16 protein-coding genes are annotated in these 17,907 nt (G+C 37.2%); 7 read left to right on the top strand and 9 right to left on the bottom strand.

The genetic code is table 11. The features are described 5' to 3' along the window. Positions 1 to 6: 6 nt before the first annotated feature. The 4 genes from ACRD7B_RS18965 to glmM form a co-directional block, all read right to left on the bottom strand. Positions 7 to 1,515, bottom strand: a complete 1,509-nt coding sequence (locus ACRD7B_RS18965; RefSeq protein WP_430826212.1) for a TolC family protein — start codon at positions 1,513 to 1,515, stop codon at positions 7 to 9. A gap of 4 nt (positions 1,516 to 1,519) precedes the next feature. Then, positions 1,520 to 2,905: an ABC transporter permease gene (locus ACRD7B_RS18960; RefSeq protein ID WP_430826211.1), complete on the bottom strand. Its 1,386-nt coding sequence runs from the start codon at positions 2,903 to 2,905 to the stop codon at positions 1,520 to 1,522. A gap of 18 nt (positions 2,906 to 2,923) precedes the next feature. After that, complete coding sequence (locus ACRD7B_RS18955) at positions 2,924 to 4,225, bottom strand: efflux RND transporter periplasmic adaptor subunit (protein WP_430826210.1); 1,302 nt, start codon at positions 4,223 to 4,225, stop codon at positions 2,924 to 2,926. 110 nt (positions 4,226 to 4,335) lie between these two features. Further along, positions 4,336 to 5,718 carry a phosphoglucosamine mutase gene (glmM, locus tag ACRD7B_RS18950; protein ID WP_430826209.1) on the bottom strand — a complete coding sequence of 461 codons (1,383 nt, stop codon included), beginning with the start codon at positions 5,716 to 5,718 and terminating at the stop codon, positions 4,336 to 4,338. Between the two features lie 252 nt (positions 5,719 to 5,970). Between glmM and ACRD7B_RS18945 the strand changes: the two genes are divergently transcribed. Together ACRD7B_RS18945 and ACRD7B_RS18940 are read left to right on the top strand one after the other, a co-directional pair. Further along, positions 5,971 to 6,858, top strand: coding sequence for a pseudouridine synthase (locus ACRD7B_RS18945; protein WP_430826208.1), 888 nt, complete (start codon positions 5,971 to 5,973; stop codon positions 6,856 to 6,858). Positions 6,859 to 7,009: 151 nt separating this feature from the next. Next, positions 7,010 to 9,337, top strand: coding sequence for a DUF5686 and carboxypeptidase-like regulatory domain-containing protein (locus ACRD7B_RS18940; RefSeq protein WP_430826207.1), 2,328 nt, complete (start codon positions 7,010 to 7,012; stop codon positions 9,335 to 9,337). A 225-nt stretch (positions 9,338 to 9,562) separates the two neighbouring features. On the opposite strand, the gene ACRD7B_RS18935 is transcribed toward ACRD7B_RS18940, so the two are convergent. The 4 genes from ACRD7B_RS18935 to ACRD7B_RS18920 form a co-directional block, all read right to left on the bottom strand. After that, positions 9,563 to 10,261 (bottom strand): YjjG family noncanonical pyrimidine nucleotidase, encoded by a 699-nt coding sequence (locus tag ACRD7B_RS18935; protein WP_430826206.1) that lies wholly within the window; start codon positions 10,259 to 10,261, stop codon positions 9,563 to 9,565. Positions 10,262 to 10,406: 145 nt separating this feature from the next. Further along, positions 10,407 to 11,270 carry a Cbp1 family collagen-binding glycoprotein adhesin gene (locus ACRD7B_RS18930; RefSeq protein ID WP_430826205.1) on the bottom strand — a complete coding sequence of 288 codons (864 nt, stop codon included), beginning with the start codon at positions 11,268 to 11,270 and terminating at the stop codon, positions 10,407 to 10,409. Positions 11,271 to 11,276: 6 nt separating this feature from the next. Further along, positions 11,277 to 11,954, bottom strand: coding sequence for a 16S rRNA (cytidine(1402)-2'-O)-methyltransferase (gene rsmI / locus ACRD7B_RS18925; protein WP_430826204.1), 678 nt, complete (start codon positions 11,952 to 11,954; stop codon positions 11,277 to 11,279). 7 nt (positions 11,955 to 11,961) lie between these two features. Beyond that, on the bottom strand, positions 11,962 to 12,750 hold the full coding sequence (locus ACRD7B_RS18920) for a DUF8457 domain-containing protein (RefSeq protein WP_430826203.1): 789 nt from the start codon (positions 12,748 to 12,750) through the stop codon (positions 11,962 to 11,964). A 71-nt stretch (positions 12,751 to 12,821) separates the two neighbouring features. Here ACRD7B_RS18920 and ACRD7B_RS18915 point away from each other — a divergent pair, with 71 nt between their 5' ends. The 5 genes from ACRD7B_RS18915 (at position 12,822) to ACRD7B_RS18895 (ending at position 17,140) form a co-directional block, all read left to right on the top strand. Next, entirely contained in the window at positions 12,822 to 13,394 is a 573-nt protein-coding gene (locus ACRD7B_RS18915) for a thymidine kinase (protein WP_430826202.1), read from the top strand. A 5-nt stretch (positions 13,395 to 13,399) separates the two neighbouring features. Continuing rightward, on the top strand, positions 13,400 to 15,853 hold the full coding sequence (locus ACRD7B_RS18910) for a bifunctional UDP-N-acetylmuramoyl-tripeptide:D-alanyl-D-alanine ligase/alanine racemase (RefSeq protein ID WP_430826201.1): 2,454 nt from the start codon (positions 13,400 to 13,402) through the stop codon (positions 15,851 to 15,853). 100 nt (positions 15,854 to 15,953) lie between these two features. Then, complete coding sequence (locus ACRD7B_RS18905; protein ID WP_430826200.1) at positions 15,954 to 16,205, top strand: type II toxin-antitoxin system Phd/YefM family antitoxin; 252 nt, start codon at positions 15,954 to 15,956, stop codon at positions 16,203 to 16,205. A 1-nt stretch (position 16,206) separates the two neighbouring features. Continuing rightward, complete coding sequence (locus ACRD7B_RS18900; RefSeq protein WP_430826199.1) at positions 16,207 to 16,464, top strand: Txe/YoeB family addiction module toxin; 258 nt, start codon at positions 16,207 to 16,209, stop codon at positions 16,462 to 16,464. Positions 16,465 to 16,474: 10 nt separating this feature from the next. Next, on the top strand, positions 16,475 to 17,140 hold the full coding sequence (locus ACRD7B_RS18895; RefSeq protein WP_430826198.1) for a hypothetical protein: 666 nt from the start codon (positions 16,475 to 16,477) through the stop codon (positions 17,138 to 17,140). Here ACRD7B_RS18895 and ACRD7B_RS18890 read toward each other — a convergent pair. Beyond that, positions 17,137 to 17,844: a Crp/Fnr family transcriptional regulator gene (locus tag ACRD7B_RS18890; RefSeq protein ID WP_430826197.1), complete on the bottom strand. Its 708-nt coding sequence runs from the start codon at positions 17,842 to 17,844 to the stop codon at positions 17,137 to 17,139. The genes ACRD7B_RS18895 and ACRD7B_RS18890 overlap by 4 nt on opposite strands. Between the last annotated feature and the right edge of the window lie 63 nt (positions 17,845 to 17,907).

Here is a 17,907-nt window from a genome sequence, read left to right as displayed (position 1 = left end):
TTTTACCTATTGTTCAAGTAAATAATCCAAGGACTTAATAAGTGTTTCTTTTCGTTCGAAGTCGAAAAGCGTAATCTGACGTATGGTATAATAGCCACGCCAATAATCGGATAATGCGTTGATGTAACTTCGTTTTGCGTCATCAAGAGATTTTTGTGCTGCATTAAGCTTAATGACATCCACCTTATCGATCATGAAACGCTGCTTGGTAACGTTGTATCCCAATTGAGCAACAGTATCGGCTTTGGCCGAAATGTTGACAAGTTCTTCCTGAAGATTGAATTGTAATATTTGCATTATTACATCCTGTTCAAAATCGATCAAGGCTTGTTTAACTTCCGCTTCAGTTACTTGTCGATTAGATTTTGCCATTTGAATTTGACCACGTCGGGTTCCCCAATCAAGTATTGGTGCATTTAGGGTTACGCCAAGCCCTCGATCATCGCTGAATGGTGCATTGTATACATCGGTGATATTATCAGCCTGCTTATTAATACCCAGGTTAGCTCTTAGGTCTGCACTTAAGCCGCTTGTTCCCTTCTTTTCTGCTACATTATGATTGGCTCTAATGAGACGGGCTTCCATATCTAAAACTTCAGGATTGTTTTCTTTGGCTAAAGCAAGCGCTTCGTCAGCATTCACTTTTAGCCCTGGAATATTATCAGGAATAAGAGCTATTATTTTTAAATCTTTGTCAAAGCCGAGGAATGAATTTAGCCTGTTTTGAGCTTGTTTAAGACTAACTTCTGCTCTGGTTTTTGATATCTTTGCATTCAAATAACTCAACTCTAAATCTAATAATTCGTCCTGAGTAACTGTACCTATTTGAAAACGACCTTTTCCAATCTTGTATAGAGTGTCAGCATTGGCAAGGTTGATTTCCGCAATTTTCAGATCTATTTCGGCTCCCACCGAGTTAAAGAACTCACGAACTGCTTTCTCTGACAAAGCCTCCATCTCAGATAGAAATAATTTTTTTGCTTTTTCGAATTCGAGTGGTTTTAATTTTGACTCCCATTTAAACTTATTGTATCCAGTTAGTGGTTGTGAGAATTTTATTCTTATTGGTACGGAGGTTATGTCGACGGTGTTCTTATCTGCTCCATTCTCATCTGTTCCATTGTTTTCTAGACGTCGTACATTTGATTCTACACCTAAGGTTCCACCTGTTAATGTTATGTTTTGACTAACAGATAAACCCACATCTGAAGACAACGTTTCTGTTGGAACATATCTAATTTGACCATCAACAAATTGAGGTGTAACTGATCGATCGTAATTAAGTGGTGTTGTATTTAATCTTAGTCCGGGTAATTGCGATGCTTTATAACTTCTGAAATCCCAATAGCTGGCTAAATACATGTTTTTAGACCGGAAACTTGATAAAGACTGGAGCTTAGCAAGCTGAATGGCTTCATTAAGTGTAAGGTGCATTTGTTGCTTATTGGCTTGGTTTTGACCAAAGGTATTTTGTGCCAATAAAATGAATAGAAGTATGATGGTGTATAATCGCATGATGTTAATGTCTTAGTGATTCAACAGGATCTTGGTTAGCTGCACTTTTGGCAGGTATGTATCCGAATATAATACCGACAGTGGCAGATACGCCAAAGGCAATAATGACGGAAAAGAAAGATACAATGGTTTTAATGTCTGCTGTTAGATGGATTAAATGTGCCAGCAGTACTCCTAGTATTATTCCGATTAGTCCGCCCGATATACTTATCAAGGTAGATTCCGCCAGAAATTGCACAATAATGTCCTTACGTGATGCACCAATGGCTTGTCGTGTTCCAATTTCACGAATACGCTCCCAAACAGAGGCCAGCATAATGTTCATAATTCCAATGCCCCCAACAATAAGGGAAATGCCTGCGATGGCACCAAGTACGATATTGAATATCTCATTGGTTTTTTGTTGTTGCTTTAATAAAAGTTCTGGTACGGTGACTTCAAAGTCGTAGATGTTTGAATGGCGACGCAATATGAGTCTTTTAATGACATCAGCCGTTGCTGAAAGTTTTTCTGTTTCTTCAACCTGAACTATAATCTTGTCTAACTGATTGCTTGTCGTGGTTTTCTTTTGTTCAGTTTCTTCTTCACCATTACCTCCCATGAAAAATACAAAGCCGCCTCCAGCCATGTTATCCATAACCTCAGGGTTAATGTTGCCGCGATCTCTAAAACGCATTAATATGGTTTTGAAAGGTATGATGATTTTATTATCGCTACTGCTAATGCCCATTTCATCCGAGGCGGAAGTGGTAAAATCTCTTTTCTGTATCGTACCTATAACCTGAAGCCAAACCTGACCGCATTTAATATACTGCCCAATAGGATTGTCCTGATTGAAAAAGCGATTCCGAATGTTGTTGCCAATTATGCATACTGGCATGCCTTTGTTGGTTTGCTGCTGGCTAAACTTTTTACCAGTGCCAAGCTCAATGTTAAGCATCTCAAAGTAATCGGGCGCAACGCCTTCAAGTGTTACGGGGTAACTTTTACCTTCTTTAATGGCATGATAATTTAGCGAGACAACCGGACTGATTTTTTTAACTGATGGTATGGTTTCGTAGATGGCTTGAACATCCATCTGGTGCAAACCTTTGGAAAACTTTTTGTTGTTATTATTTTCTTCACCAGAATCACTGCCATTACCTTCGAGTGATTGATCTACTGGTGTGATGATAATATTATTGACGCCGACGAGTTTTATTTGTTCAAGCACTTCTTGTTGAGCGCCTTTGCCAATTGCCAACATGCTAATTACAGCGGCAACCCCAAACATAATGCCCAATGCTGTAAGAAGCGATTTCATTTTATTCGAAAGAATCGCTTCGATGGCTATTGTAATATTATGAGCGTATCGAAGGTATGTTTGATAGGGAGATTTATTTTTTCTCATTATAAATAAAATTCTGATTTATTTATTATCAATAGAGTCAGTTCGAGCCGCTTTTTGACGTTGGTATATTTCCAAGCCATTATAGTCGAGTGCTTCCGCTTTTTCGGGTTGGTTTAAAAGTAGAGTTTCATCAATTTTTAAACCATCTAAAACAACCACATGGTTTTCGTTGTGTATGCCCAGTTCAACAATTTGTTTTCGAAATGTACTTGAGCCTTCTTTAACAAATACATAACTCAGCGAATCGTTGCTAAAAACAGATTCTAAGGGTATGTAAAACACATCATTTAAGCTGGCCGTATTTATAATGTTACTAGTCGTCATGGCAGGACGAAGGTCTTTGTCAGTCCCGTTTATTTTTACGGCTACTTCAAATACCTTTGCATCCCCACTAGGTATTACTTGTCCAATGTTGGCTACAGACAATACTTCTCCGGTAAATGTTTTTTCAGGAAAGGCATCGATACCTATCTTAACACTTTGTCCGGTTTTAATTTGCGATATATCTATTTCATTGATGAAGGTTTTCGAAATCATAGATGATAAGTCGGGCAATTCAGCTAATTGAGGACGCCAACGACTAATTGTGGAGCCTGCTTTAATTTTCTTACCAAATCGATCGAAACTATAAATAACTAAACCTGGTTTTGGCGCCTTAACCTCAAGTACCTTATAAAGCTTATTGATGTCATCAACTTTATCTTGCTTTTTCTTTACTTTTTCCCAAGAACGGTACACTTTATATTCATCCTGCTTTTCCTTGAGTTTATAGTTTCTGTTTTTTTGCTCTAAATCTCTTTGTGTGCGTTCTACATCAAGTTTTGATTGACGTTTAACCGCTGGAGATTCGTAGATTGACTGTTCAAGAATAATCTTTTTTTCTTCCAAATCCACATGTGCATTGAGTAGTTCATCGCGAAGTGTGCTTAAATTAAGGTTGGTATCTATTTTAGCATCATCATAGGCATTTAATGCCGTTTCTAACTCTTCGTTTGCCTTGGTTCGTAACTCTTCAACTGCCGCATGATCTAATGTCGCTACATAGCTTCCAGAATCTACCTCAGTTCCCTCTTCCACAATGTTGGAAACCTTTATTTCATAAATGTCAATGTTCCTGCTTGACATTTCTTTTGGCAAAACTATTAGTTCGGAGTTTTCGGTTTGAAGCTGACCTGTTGAGTGTATTTGAGCAATGAAATTTCCTTTTTTTACATCTGTATACAGATAATTTTCATTGCTTTCTTTGCTTGGGATGAGTATGCTGCCAACAATTATGACAAGTACACAAAGACCCAAAATGAAGTATAACCTTTTATTCATCTTTTTGTAGTATGGATATAGAAAGCACGATATTAATTAAAAAGATACTATTGAGAACAAAAAAAGCCCATTAAAAAATGGGCTCTTTGTTAAATGATGTTAAATACTTCTTAAAGCAATGCTTTAATATCTGCAATTATGTTTTGAGCTAATTTATCAGCTTCGCCAGCCGATTTAGCTTCTGCATAAATTCGAATTATAGGTTCAGTGTTCGATTTACGAAGTTGCACCCAACTTTCAGAAAAATCAATTTTTAAACCATCAATGTCATTAATCTCTTCTTTAGCATACTTGTTTTTAATGCTCTCAAGTATTTTATCTGTATCTATTTCAGGCGTTAACTGAATTTTGTTTTTTGAGATACAGTACTCTGGGTATTTGGCTCTTAGCTCAGAACATTTTAAACCACTAACTGCTAAGTGAGATAAGAACAAACCAATGCCAACCAAAGAATCTCTTCCGTAATGACTTTCTGGATAGATTACGCCACCATTACCTTCACCACCGATAATAGCATCGGTTTCTTTCATTGTGGCAACTACATTAACTTCGCCAACAGCCGATGCTGAATATTCACCACCATAGTTACGTGTTACATCTGCCAATGCTCGCGAAGATGAAAGGTTGGAAACAGTATTGCCAATTTTGTGCGATAATAAATAATCAGCCACTGCAACCAATGTGTACTCTTCTCCAAACATGGATCCATCCTCGTTGACAATAGCTAGTCTGTCAACATCAGGATCAACAACAAAACCAACATCTGCATTCTGTTTTTTGATGGCTGTAGCTATATCAACTAAATGTTCAGGAAGCGGTTCAGGATTATGAGGGAACTGTCCGTTAGGTTCAGTATATAATTCAATGGTGTTTTTTACATTCAATGCTTTTAATAATGCAGGAATAGCAATTCCACCAACACTATTCACACAATCGATGGCGACTGTAAAATTGGCATTTTTAATGGCTTCAACATTAACCATGTCTAAGTTTAGAACATGTTGTACGTGGAAGTCGGTATATGTATCGTTTTCTTCAACTTTTCCTAGTTCATCAACTTCTGCAAATTCGAAACTTTCGTCCTCCGCAATTTTCAGAACCTCTGCACCATCGGCTGCAGTTAAGAATTCACCATTCTCGTTGAGTAATTTTAAAGCATTCCATTGTTTTGGATTATGGCTGGCTGTTAAAATGATTCCACCATGCGCTTTTTCTTCAGTAACGGCAATTTCAGTTGTTGGCGTTGTGGCTAAGCCAATATTTACAACGTCTATTCCAAGGCCTTGCAAGCTGCCGATTACAAGATTTTTCACCATGTCTCCCGAAATGCGAGCATCGCGTCCAACTACAACTTTTAATTTACCTTCGTGGCGTTTTTTCACCCATTGTCCATAGGCTGAGCTAAACTTAACTACATCTAGTGGTGATAAGCCATCACCCACTTTTCCTCCAATCGTTCCCCTTATCCCAGAGATTGATTTAATTAATGTCATAAAAATGTTGATTTGTTATAATGGAACTGCAAAAATGATTGATTTTTTTATAACTGACAACCTAAACTTGCAAATCCTCATTTATTTAGGTGAAAAAAATGCATTTTCTATAAGATGCTATACCTTATTCACCCTGGTTTTGTCATTAAAAATTGAATTAATAAATGTACGGCATAAATTTTTAATAAAACCTGAGTCATGTCATCTGTTTTTTTCTCAACTTTGCAAATTCAATAACTACATATAAAATAGATGCGTAACGAACGAAATAATAATCGCAAGCCACGACGAAATTTTCAGGATGGTGATAGTACTAAAGGAGAAGATAGGAAGAAATTTGAGAGGCGGGGAGAAAGTCCAAAATCTTCGGAATTTTCAAAAAAGCGAGTTGTTAAAAAGGAAGAGCCAGCTAAGTCGGAAAAGGAAACAATGCGTTTGAATCGTTTTGTTGCGAATGCTGGTGTTTGTAGTCGACGCGATGCGGATGAATTAATTGCCAAAGGTGAAATATCGGTTAATGGAAAAGTTGTGACTCAAATGGGTACAATTGTTTCTTTTAAAGATAATATACAATACAAGGGAAAGCGTTTAAATGCGGAGGAAAAAATATACGTTTTACTCAACAAGCCAAAAGATTTTGTAACAACGCTTGAGGATAAACATGCCAAGCATACAGTTATGGATCTGGTTCGTGAGGCTTGTACCCAAAGAATTTATCCCGTAGGGCGATTGGATAAACAAACCACAGGTTTGTTATTGCTGACCAACGATGGTGACTTGACGAAGGTTTTGACACACCCTAAACATCAGGCAAAAAAGATATACCATGTGTTTTTGGATAAACCTGTATTTGCAAGCCACATTGATCAATTGGCAAAAGGGATAACGCTGGAAGATGGTCCGGTTCATGCCGATGCCATTAGTTTTGTTGAGAAAGAAGATAAGACGCAGGTTGGAATTGAAATTCATTCGGGGCGTAATCGAATTGTTCGTCGTATGTTTGAGCATTTAGGTTATAAAGTAATGAAACTAGACCGTGTTTATTTTGCAGGCTTAACAAAGAAAAACATACCGCGAGGCAAGTGGCGTTACTTAAGTGCGAAAGAAATTACGCGCTTAAAGGCCGGTTTTGTAAAATAGAATATTAGGAAGAGTCATTTAATGGCTCTTTTTTTATATTTTCGAGTAGGCAAATAAAGTCATTAACCAAATACCCATGTTAACTACTTTTTTCAAGGCTATAAAAGCGAATTTTAACAAACTGTTTTTTTGTTTGTTTCTTGTTCAACTTATGCCAACCAATAGTGTTGCACAAGAATTAACCGGACAGGTTGTTGATGCACTTACCGATCAAGGTATTCCATTTGTGAATGTGGTTTATGGCGATCAGGAAGGAACCATAACTGATATTGATGGTAAATTCAGAATAAGGAATTTAAAGGAAGTTGATCACTTGCAATTTAGTTGTCTGGGCTATTATCAACATCGTTTGGCGAAAGATCAGATTACTCCTTATATCTATGTTGAGCTTAAGCCACTTCAATACCAATTGGACGAAATAAATATTTTGCCTGGAGAAAACCCAGCCTTGCTTGTAATGCGCAAAGTGGTTGAAAATAGTAAGAAGCATAATCCCTCATCATATGATCCTTATAGCTGTATTATCTACCATAAAATGAATGTGGAATTTGATTTGCCAAAGGATATTGATTATGAGCAATTGCCACCTGAAGTTAAGCAGTTTGGAATTAATAAGGATAGTTACCTTATGCTTTTTGAGTCTGTTTCTGAAAAACGACACCTAAAAAAAGGTATTGAGAAAGAGCGAATTATTTCTGGCCGGGTGAGTGGATTAAGAACACCAACCATGGCTTCGCTACCAGCTTTGCTTCAACCATTCTCCTTTTACGATCAGTATGTTAAATTATTAGACCGTGAATATTTAAATCCTGCTTCAAAGGCGGGTTTATCTTCGTATAAATTCCAATTGCTTGATACATTAGTGAATAGTGTAGGCGATACCATTCATTACATTTCGTATCAACCTAAAAAGAATAGAAACTTTCGTGGCTTGACTGGAACTTTCCATATACATGCGTCAAGTTCAGCCATTAAAACGGTGGCTGCCAAAACGACCGGAACCGAGAATGGCTTAAAATTATTTATCAGACAAAATTATCAACCGGTGGCTAATGGCTTATGGTTTCCTAAGCAATTGGAAAGTAGTTTGGAATTTGGAAGCATTGGCAATACCAATCAATTACCATATCCGCTTATAGGAACTGGTAAAAGTTACGTTACAGCTATTAATACCGAGCCCGGATTTAGCAAAAAGGATTTTGATAATATAACCCTAGAGGATGCATCAATTTTACGCAGTGCGCCAAATGTTGGCGTTTACCGTTATGAGCCCTTGTCTGCAAAAGACTCGGCCACTTACCATTTGATTGATAGCTTAGGGCGGAAAGCGCATCTTGATGCGATAATTAACATGCAATTGTCTGTTGTTCGAGGATATATACCGGCAGGTAATTTTCAGTTCGACCTACGGCGTTTTATTGATTACAACGATTTTGAAGGATTGAAACTGGGAATGGGTTTATATACAAGCCCACGAATGTCAGAGAATTTTTCAACGGGAGGTTTTTTCTCTTATGGATTTGGTGATAAAACATGGAAGTATGGAGGTGAGATTCAACTGACACCCCATGTACATAAGGAGAATAAATACATATTTGAGTATCGTGATGATGTTTTTGCCACTGGTTCATATTCCTATCTGGATGGAATAAATAAGCGTTCGAGTGAGTTATTCAGAGGTTTTTTAACCGAAACAATGGATCGGACGCGAGAATTTAAGGTGGGTACTGAGTTCCGGTTTTTTAAATATTTCAAATCTGGCTTGTATTACCGACAGGCAAATGTGTCGCCACAAAAGCGATATATCTTTTTAGATAGTGATCAAATTGCACCTGATTTCGACTTTAAGGAAGCTGAAATAAGGTTAAAGTGGGCACATCGTGAGACTTTTACTAAAACGGCACTTGGCTTAATTTCCGAAGGCACGAAGTATCCAATGGTTTGGCTTAATTTTGCCTATGGCGAAGGAGTGCAGAATCGAAGCTTTGAGTATAATAAAGTTGAAGTGCAACTTGAAAAAACGTTTCGATATCCCAATGCCATGTATTCGACAATTCGTGCACAGGGAGGAAAGCTTGATGGTGATTACCCGAGTACGTTTTTATACAGTTCTTTTGGCTCGTACAAGAGTTTTACCATACATGTGGCCAATACCTTTGGAACAATGCGATTAAACGAGTTTGCTGCTGATGAATTTACGGCTGTTTACCTAAGTCACGGTATTCCTTTATCGTTAAACACCAACCGAAGGGTGAAGCCTGAAATAGTATTAAATACCAATATTGCATGGGGTACAGCACCAGATGATGTATCTTCTTTTGATAAAGGGTATTACGAATCAGGAATCTATTTTAAGAATATCCTTTCCAGCTATATGTTGCAATATGGTTTGTCGGTGCATTATCGTTATGGACCTTATCAACTCGAAAATGCCATCGACAATTGGGCTTTTAAGCTTGGTTTAGAGTTTGGCTTCTAGAAGTATAAAAACAAAAAACCTCGGACGAACCGAGGTTTATGCTCTAAAAATACAATTGTTGAATATTTGGTGATAGTAACAATTTGTTTTTGGGACTACAAATTGCCACCATTGGTCACAAATATAGACTTATAATTTAATTCACCAACTGATATTTAGCCTAATACTGTTGGAATTACAATGGCTGTAAACAATTAAAACTTGAATTGAAAGTTGAAGGATAAATTATAATAGTATATCCAGTAATTCTGATAAATTATCAATTTCGTGGGTAATCTTTTTTTCGTGACTTAGGCCTTTTGTATTAAAAAAGACCTGATCAATACCTGCTTTAATGGCTCCTTGAATATCTGCTTCCAGACTATCGCCTATCACCAAGCTTTCTTTTTTACGAGCATTGCAGCTTTTTATCGAATAGTCGAAAAAGTAGGGGTGAGGCTTTTGAACGCCTATTAATTCAGAAATGTAGATATTAGAAAAGTAGGGTCTTAATCCGCTGTTTTCAAGTTTCTTTGCTTGTACCTCTCTGAACCCATTGGTGATGATATGCATTTCGTAATGCGGTTTCAGTTTTTCAAGCACATCAATGGCATTAGGAAATAACTTGGTTTTGCTTGGACTGATTCTAACATATTCACTTGCAAATTGCTCAGCAATTGCTTTGTCATCAAAGCCTACTTCGCAAAATGGAAGGTGAAACCGTTGAAAATTGAGCGTTTTTTTGTCGACCTTGCCTTTTCGGTATTGACTCCATAAGTACAAATTATGTGATTCGTAGCGCTCATGAAAATCTTCGAAACTTTCAAAATATTGATCCAGATTAAAAGTTTCGTAAAGCTCAATTAGTGTTTCTTCCGAATTAGCTTCAAAATCCCATAAGGTATGGTCAAGGTCAAAAAACAAATGTTTGTACTTACGGGGCATAGTGATCTAATTTTTTGTAAAGATATTTATTGTGACAATAGGAGCGTACATATGCTTGTTAAAAAATGTTTGTATAAAACAAGGATGACATCTTTCATACTATATAGTATTGAAAGATGTCATCCGTATTCTTATTTGAATTCTCTTAATTAACTTGCACAACCAAATGGCGAGATAAACTCCAAAAGGCCTCCTTGTCTTCAATACGTAAAACCATACTTCCTTCTTCCGTTTCTTCTAGTTTATAAGAAGAACCAGGATGATTGGTTAGTACTTTGGCTTTAGGTCTGAATAAGGCAATTGAATCAATTTCTCTCAGGTCAATTGTAGTAAAATAATCCTCGGAGAAACCTTCACCCATTATTTTCTTTTTAAATAGGCCATCGCTACTAATAAGGTTCTGCTCTTTCAATTCTTTTTTAGTACCAAAAGCATAATAGGCACGGTATAGCTTTTCGGTAGCTTCGGCCAGTTGCTGTTGCGTTGCATTACGAACGTTCTGTAATGAATCAACTACGTTCTGCATGCCTTCAATCGTGAAATTTAGTTGAGTAATTTCTAAGCTCTGATCTTCAAGTTGTTTTTTAAGCTTTATAATTTCAAGGGTTTTATCCTTTAATTGCTTGTTTAGGCGATTAACTAACTTGTTTAAATTGGCATTGTTGGTGCCCGATTGTTTCAGGTTTTTTTCCAATTTGCTAATTTGCTCCTTATTTTGAAGCATCAACTCATAGATTAATTGAATGTCTCTATTGATACGATCTTCAAGAGCTTTACCTGTTGTTTCTCCGGAGCTGACATTTAAGCTAATAATTTGCTCTTTCTCTTTTATCTGTTGCAGATTATCGTCAATTTCAATCAAGGCTGTTACCAAGCTATTCATTTGGCGATCTTTTTCAGCCGATGCCAGTAGTAGTGAGTCTTTTTGTTGTTCAACTTCGCTTGTATCAGTTAATGAACACGACGCTAAAAGGGCGGCTATAAAAAGAGTGAATAATACGTTTCTCATGTTTGCTTATTTCTTATGGTTTCCTTCAACTACAATAACAATTTCTCCTTTAACGGTTTTTGCAGCAAAATATTGTGCGAGTTCTTGAAGTGTTCCCTGTTTATTTTCTTCGTGAAGCTTCGATATTTCCCTTGAAACAGAGGCTCTTCTATCTTCTCCCAGTTGCTCGCCCAATTGTGTTAAAGTTTTTACAAGTCGGTAAGGCGATTCATAAAAAATCATGGTCCGTGTTTCTGTTACTAAAGATTCCAGTTTGGTTTTTCTTCCCTTTTTTTGGGGTAAGAAACCTTCGAAACAAAAACGCTCATTGGGTAAACCTGAATTAACAAGGGCTGGCACAAATGCTGTAGCTCCAGGTAGACATTCCACCTCAATTTCAGAATCCAGACATTTTCGCACCACCAAATATCCAGGGTCAGAAATTGCTGGCGTACCTGCATCGGATACGAGTGCCGCATTTTCACCTGCTTCCAAGCGCTGAACCACTTTTTCAACTGTGGCATGTTCATTAAACTTATGGTGCGACATCATTCGTGTGGATACTTCAAGGTGTTTCAGCAAGAAGCCAGTTGTTCTGGTATCTTCTGCTAGTATGAAATCAACTTCTTTTAGTATTCGAATCGCTCGAAGCGTTATGTCTTCGAGATTGCCAATAGGCGTAGGAATAACAAATAATTTTCCCATTTATATTTTAAATAAAACGTCGTTTAATACTCTTGTAAAAGGACTCGGCAACTTCATTATCGTCGTCCCAATTGTAATTCGATTGTATGAATTGGAGTGCTAATTCATAGGAATCCATTTGATTTACCTGATCTAAGATGTTGTTAAAGGCATCTGCATTACCATCAAAGAGTTCGCGTTGAAAATAAAAACGGTCATTCAATCCAATGGCTTTACGTACATCGCTTACGGGTTTGCCGTATTGCGAAACCATGCTAGATGTATCTTTTTTATCAGCAATGCGCTCGTTTACAGAGGTGGCTTCTTGTTTTATTTTTTCACCAAGTATTGAGCTATTTTCCTGTGGAACATCTTTTACTTCAGCTTTTTTTGGAGGAGTGCTTACTTCTGTTTTTTTATCCTCAATTATATCTTGAGGTTTCGTTACAGGTGTTTCGCTAATTAGCTCGTTTTTGCTTGGCTCCTCCTTATGTTCGATTTTAGCTTTGTTTTCTTCAGCAGCCGTTTCTCCACTCAAAAATTTCATACTTGAATCAGCAATGTCTTTCGAGTCTTCTTCAGTGCTTTCTTGCGCAGTTATCGAACTTAATGATGATTCGTATGGAGTTTCTGTATTTTTCGAAGAAATATCGAATGATTCTAATAAGTTAATTTCTTCACTGATATTTTTTAGTTTGGTGTGACTTAGGTTGATAAATGCCTGATTAATGACTTCTTTACCTTTAAAAGTGGTAATTAAAGAATGAACTTCTTTTAGATCATTTAAAATAATATCGATGAGAGCTTCTTTTTCCATAGTGAATTCCTAAGCATTTTACTTACTTTTGCAAAGGTAGTGATTGCAATTTAAAAAACTGAATACGCTAAATGTTTCTTGAAAATAAGGCAAATAGAGAAAATTCCAAAGGGTGGATTGAAGTAATAGCCGGTTCAATGTTCTCGGGTAAAACCGAAGAGTTGCTAAGGCGATTGAAACGGGCAAAAATTGCCAAACAGAGTGTTGAGATATTCAAGCCCATGGTTGATGTTAGATACAGCGAAACAGAGGTGGTTTCGCATGATTCAAATGCTATTTCTTCAACACCAGTTGAGTCGTCGGGTAATATACTATTATTGAGTAGTAATGTTAATGTGATTGGAATTGATGAAGCTCAATTTTTTGATAATGGTTTGGCGGATGTCTGTTTAAAGCTGGCCAATCAAGGTATACGTGTAATTGTGGCAGGTTTGGATATGGATTTTAAAGGCAAACCGTTTGGACCTATACCTTCATTAATGGCCACTGCAGAATATGTGACGAAGGTGCATGCTATTTGTATGCGCTGTGGTGATTTAGCCCACTTTTCACACCGATTGAATGATAACGAGAAATTAGTGCTGTTGGGCGAAAAAGAAGAATACGAACCATTATGTAGAGCATGTTTCACAAAAGCTAATTAAGCGATATGATTAGAATGACTGTTGAGCAATTGACTTCGTTTGCAGAGGGTTTACTGGTTGGTAATGCTAGTTTGCATGTAGAGCGCTTATTGTTTGATAGTCGAAAAATTGTAGAATGTGAATCCACGCTTTTTCTGGCCATAAGAACTTCTGCTCATGATGGGCATTTTCACATAGATGACCTTTACAAAAGAGGCATCCGGTGTTTCATGGTCGAACAAGGGGCACATTTAGATGTTGCAGATTATGATGGAGCTTGTTTTATTATCGTTGAGGATACCTTGCTTGCCTTGCAACGAATCGCTGCTGCAGTCAGAAAAACCTTTGCTTTTCCTTTAATTGGGATTACAGGAAGTAATGGTAAGACCATCGTCAAAGAATGGGTGGCGCAACTTTTTTCTGGTGGTAAAAAGGTTGGCCGTTCGCCGCGTAGCTTTAATAGTCAGCTTGGGGTGCCCTTGTCCTTGTTGATGCTTGATGAGGGCTGCGATCTTGCGATTATTGAAGCTGGTATTTCATTGCCGGGCGAAATGCAGAAACTCCAGAAGTGCATAAAGCCCGAAATTGGCGTTATTACAAATATTGGTCAGGCCCATCAGGAAAATTTCACATCTCTTCAGCAAAAGCTAAATGAGAAATTGATACTTTTTGCTGATTCAAAAGTGATCTTGTATAATTCTGATCAGGTTGATTTGAGTGCTTCAATCAATGAATTATATCCTCTGAAAGAAAAGCTTACGGTAGGTAAAAATCAAGGTGCTAGCTTGCGTTTGTTGGATCAATCTTTTAACGATAAAGGCGTTGAGCTAAGTGTAGAGTGGGAGGAAAAATCGCACCTTGTTAATTTGCCATTCGCTGATCAAATATCAATTGATAATGCCTTGTTATCAATGTTAGTGGCTTTGTATGTGGGTATTTCAATGGACGAATTGATGGTGAAAGTAAATCAACTTGAGCCAGTGGCAATGCGTTTGGAGCAAAAGGAAGCCGTTAATAATTGCTTGCTCATTGACGATGCTTACAATTCTGATATAACTTCTTTGGATATAGCTTTGGACTTCCTGAATCAGTTGGGGACAAAACAAGGATTGAGTAAAACTTTGATTTTATCCGATATTTTTCAAAGTGGCTTAAGTGAGCAGGTGCTTTATAAAAAAGTATTTCAATTGGCTTTTGAAAAAGGGGTGGAGCGGATTATTGGTATCGGTCCTGAACTTTATAAAGCCATGCATGGAAGAGGTGCTTTTAAAAGTACCGAAGAGTTTCTGAGACAAATGAATACCAATGATTTCCAGAATGAAGCTATTCTTCTGAAAGGATCGCGACAGTTTTCTTTTGAGCGAATATCTACCTTAATTGAAAAGAAACGACATAAAACAGTATTGGAAATCAACTTGAACGCATTAATTGAGAACGTTCAGTTTTTTAAATCAAAGTTAAAACCTAAAGTGAAGATGTTGGCCATGGTGAAGGCCTTTTCATATGGGAGTGGCTCATTTGAGATAGCTAACTTATTACAGCATCAGAAGGTAGATTACCTGGGTGTGGCTTTTGCCGATGAAGGCATTGAATTGCGTGAGGCTGGTATTACTTTGCCAATCATTGTAATGAACCCGGAGGTAAGCAGTTTTGCTTCCATGTTACAATACGACCTTGAGCCTGAGATCTATAGTTTTAATATATTGGAAGCCTATGCAAATGTAGTTGAACGCCAAGGTCAGAACGGAGTGCCCATACATTTAAAGTTGGATACAGGTATGAATCGTTTGGGCTTTTTGCCTGATGAAATGGAAGAATTAGTCAAGCGATTAAAAGCTAATGCTACACTAAAGATCGCTTCTGCATTTTCCCATTTGGCTGGAAGTGATGAGGCCGTTCACGATGATTTTACAAAGCAACAAATAAGTACATTTAAGGATGTTTGCGCTTTGCTAGAGAAACAGTTGGCTTACCCATTTTTGAAACATATACTTAATTCAGCAGGCATCGAGCGTTTTCCTGAAGCGCAATTTGACATGGTGCGCTTAGGTATTGGTATGTATGGTGTTTCGGCTGAGGGTAATAATTTGCAGCAAGTTGGGACCTTAAAATCGTATGTGTCGCAGATAAAGCGAGTGAAAGCAGACGAAACAATTGGTTACAGCAGGAAAGGTGTTTTGATAGATGATAGCACCATTGCCATTATTCCGGTAGGATATGCCGATGGTTTAAATCGTAGATTAAGTAATGGAATTGGGCAAGTAATTATTAATAATCAAGTAGCTCCAATTATCGGCAACATTTGCATGGATATGTGCATGGTTGATATAAGTGCCATTACTGCACAAGAAGGCGATGAGGTTGAGATTTTTGGTAAGTTATATACCATTAACGATATGGCACAAGCACTTGATACCATCCCTTATGAAGTACTCACCAGCATTAGTCGGCGTGTTAAGCGCGTGTATTATATGGAGTAGTTGGGCTTTATAAAACACAATTAGCAGCTATTGAAACTTGATCAATCAATATAAGTACGTATATTTGTACTTATAAAAGAACCTTTAAAATAAATACACTATGATTGCTGCAAATTTTTCTGAATTTAGAACAGAATTAAAAAGTTATTTAGATAGCGTTGAAGATGATAATGAGACTCTAATTATCAAGCGTAAGAGTGGCAAAGGTGCTGTAATGATTTCTTTGGATGAATACAATTCAATTATGGAGACTTTACATCTGCTGAGTTCAAAGAAAAATGCTGACAGGCTATATGATTCAATTCAACAAATGAAAACAGGTAAGACTGTTAATCCCAAAATAGAAGATTAATATGGTTCTTACTTTCACAGAGAATGCATGGGAGGATTATTTATACTGGCAAAAAATTGACAAAAAGATTCTCAAAAAAATTAATGCATTTTTTAAAGAAATTCAAAGGACTCCTTTTGAAGGTTCAGGAAGACCTGAGCAATTAAAATATGACCTTGCAGGATATTGGTCACGCAGAATTGACCATGAACATAGATTGGTGTATCAAGTATCGGAAACAGAAATACTAATTTATGCCTGTCGTTTTCACTATGATTAAATTAAAATTAATGTCGCTATTGCTGGTGATTCTGTGCTCTTTCTCACCTGTAGCTTCAGCTAAAAATCTTAAAGGATACATCGTAACACATAGTGAGGATACGATTCGTGGTGAGGTTCGAGTTTATCTATTTAATCGGATGACGGGCCATGCCAATATACTCGGCCTTGACTTTGAATCACTGCACTTCGAAGTTTCTTTTAAAAGCAATGTTTCTTTACGATTCAAAACGTATAAACCTAAACAGCTTAAAGGTTTTGCCTTTGAGCATAAGAGTAGGAAATATGTATTTCATAGCCGAATAATTGAGCGTAAAAGCATGGTGAGGTGCGAAAGAGAGGAGGCGCGATTCCTACAGCTCTTGTCAAATGAAACGGTTTCGCTCTATGTTGATTTGCGCAGGCAGTATGTTAACTCAGCAGTCAAAGACTGGTATGGTATGTCGAATTCATATATGTACCGTGAGTATTATTTGTATAATTCGCAATTGGGTTTATCGGAGGTGATGGAATCGCGTGATGAAAAGCAAATTGAAAACTTATTGGTGATCTATGGTATTGAGCAAGCCTTTATCGACACCTTAGAGCCCAAAATAACGTTTAAAGATATTAGATATATTCTGATTCAATACCACGCATGGAATGTGGATAGGCAATTAAAAAGTGCACAATCTTAACCTAGTTTCGAAATTCTCTCTAAGCGTTCAGCGTCTAATATTTTAATGATACGGCCGTTTACAGCCAATACTTTCTCATTTACAAAAGTACTGAGTGTTCGAATCGCATTTGACGTTGTCATATTCGAAAAGTTGGCTAAATCTTCACGTGATAAATAAACACTTAAGGTGCAGTCATCTTCTTCGTAGCCATAAATATCTTTCAACACACACAGGCTTTCTGCTAATCTACCTCTAATGTGTTTCTGAGTAAGCGTAACTGTTCTGTATCGCGCAAAACCAAGCTCTGTAGCAAACGATCGAATAAAGGTCATTGATAAAGCTGAGTTGTTCTTCATCAGCTTATAAATGATATTTTTTGGTACGTGATAAATGGTGCAAGGTTCAATAACTTCAGAAGATGCAATGTGCAAGTCTTCAGCAAACAAGGCACGGTAACCGATAAAGTCAGGCGCAGTAACCATTCTTACTATTTGTTCACGTTTACCTACACCTTCTTTAAAAATCTTGATTTTGCCTGTCCCTAAACACAATAAGCCTGTTGGTTTCTCACCTTCATGATAAATAATATCATTTTTCTTATAAACATGAGTCGAGTGGTTGTCAAGCAAGAGTTGCTTTTCTTCCTCATTAAGAATGCTATACAGCTTAGTGATATCCTTTATCGATGGTTCAATATCAGTTTGCTTTATTTTGTTTGGCATCTCAGATGTGTTATAGAACAGTGTTTTATAACATACAAAGCTATGAAAAAAAGATGGGATATC

This window comes from Carboxylicivirga fragile (assembly GCF_050589805.1).
Classification (GTDB): Bacteria; Bacteroidota; Bacteroidia; order Bacteroidales; family Marinilabiliaceae; genus Carboxylicivirga; species Carboxylicivirga fragile.
The sequence above is the reverse complement of the archived record's forward strand: the minus strand, read 5'-3'. Positions and strand labels throughout refer to the sequence as shown.

Excerpts from the sequence above, each read along its gene's own strand:
- ACRD7B_RS18915 (WP_430826202.1), top strand. The coding sequence starts at position 12,822 with ATGTTTCTTGAAAATAAGGCAAATAGAGAAAATTCCAAAGGGTGGATT.
- ACRD7B_RS18965 (WP_430826212.1), bottom strand. The coding sequence starts at position 1,515 with ATGCGATTATACACCATCATACTTCTATTCATTTTATTGGCACAAAAT.
- ACRD7B_RS18890 (WP_430826197.1), bottom strand. The coding sequence starts at position 17,844 with ATGCCAAACAAAATAAAGCAAACTGATATTGAACCATCGATAAAGGAT.
- rsmI (WP_430826204.1), bottom strand. The coding sequence starts at position 11,954 with ATGGGAAAATTATTTGTTATTCCTACGCCTATTGGCAATCTCGAAGAC.
- ACRD7B_RS18900 (WP_430826199.1), top strand. The coding sequence starts at position 16,207 with ATGGTTCTTACTTTCACAGAGAATGCATGGGAGGATTATTTATACTGG.
- ACRD7B_RS18940 (WP_430826207.1), top strand. The coding sequence starts at position 7,010 with ATGCCAACCAATAGTGTTGCACAAGAATTAACCGGACAGGTTGTTGAT.
- ACRD7B_RS18920 (WP_430826203.1), bottom strand. The coding sequence starts at position 12,750 with ATGGAAAAAGAAGCTCTCATCGATATTATTTTAAATGATCTAAAAGAA.
- ACRD7B_RS18935 (WP_430826206.1), bottom strand. The coding sequence starts at position 10,261 with ATGCCCCGTAAGTACAAACATTTGTTTTTTGACCTTGACCATACCTTA.
- ACRD7B_RS18905 (WP_430826200.1), top strand. The coding sequence starts at position 15,954 with ATGATTGCTGCAAATTTTTCTGAATTTAGAACAGAATTAAAAAGTTAT.
- ACRD7B_RS18910 (WP_430826201.1), top strand. The coding sequence starts at position 13,400 with ATGATTAGAATGACTGTTGAGCAATTGACTTCGTTTGCAGAGGGTTTA.
- glmM (WP_430826209.1), bottom strand. The coding sequence starts at position 5,718 with ATGACATTAATTAAATCAATCTCTGGGATAAGGGGAACGATTGGAGGA.
- ACRD7B_RS18930 (WP_430826205.1), bottom strand. The coding sequence starts at position 11,270 with ATGAGAAACGTATTATTCACTCTTTTTATAGCCGCCCTTTTAGCGTCG.
- ACRD7B_RS18895 (WP_430826198.1), top strand. The coding sequence starts at position 16,475 with ATGTCGCTATTGCTGGTGATTCTGTGCTCTTTCTCACCTGTAGCTTCA.
- ACRD7B_RS18945 (WP_430826208.1), top strand. The coding sequence starts at position 5,971 with ATGCGTAACGAACGAAATAATAATCGCAAGCCACGACGAAATTTTCAG.
- ACRD7B_RS18955 (WP_430826210.1), bottom strand. The coding sequence starts at position 4,225 with ATGAATAAAAGGTTATACTTCATTTTGGGTCTTTGTGTACTTGTCATA.
- ACRD7B_RS18960 (WP_430826211.1), bottom strand. The coding sequence starts at position 2,905 with ATGAGAAAAAATAAATCTCCCTATCAAACATACCTTCGATACGCTCAT.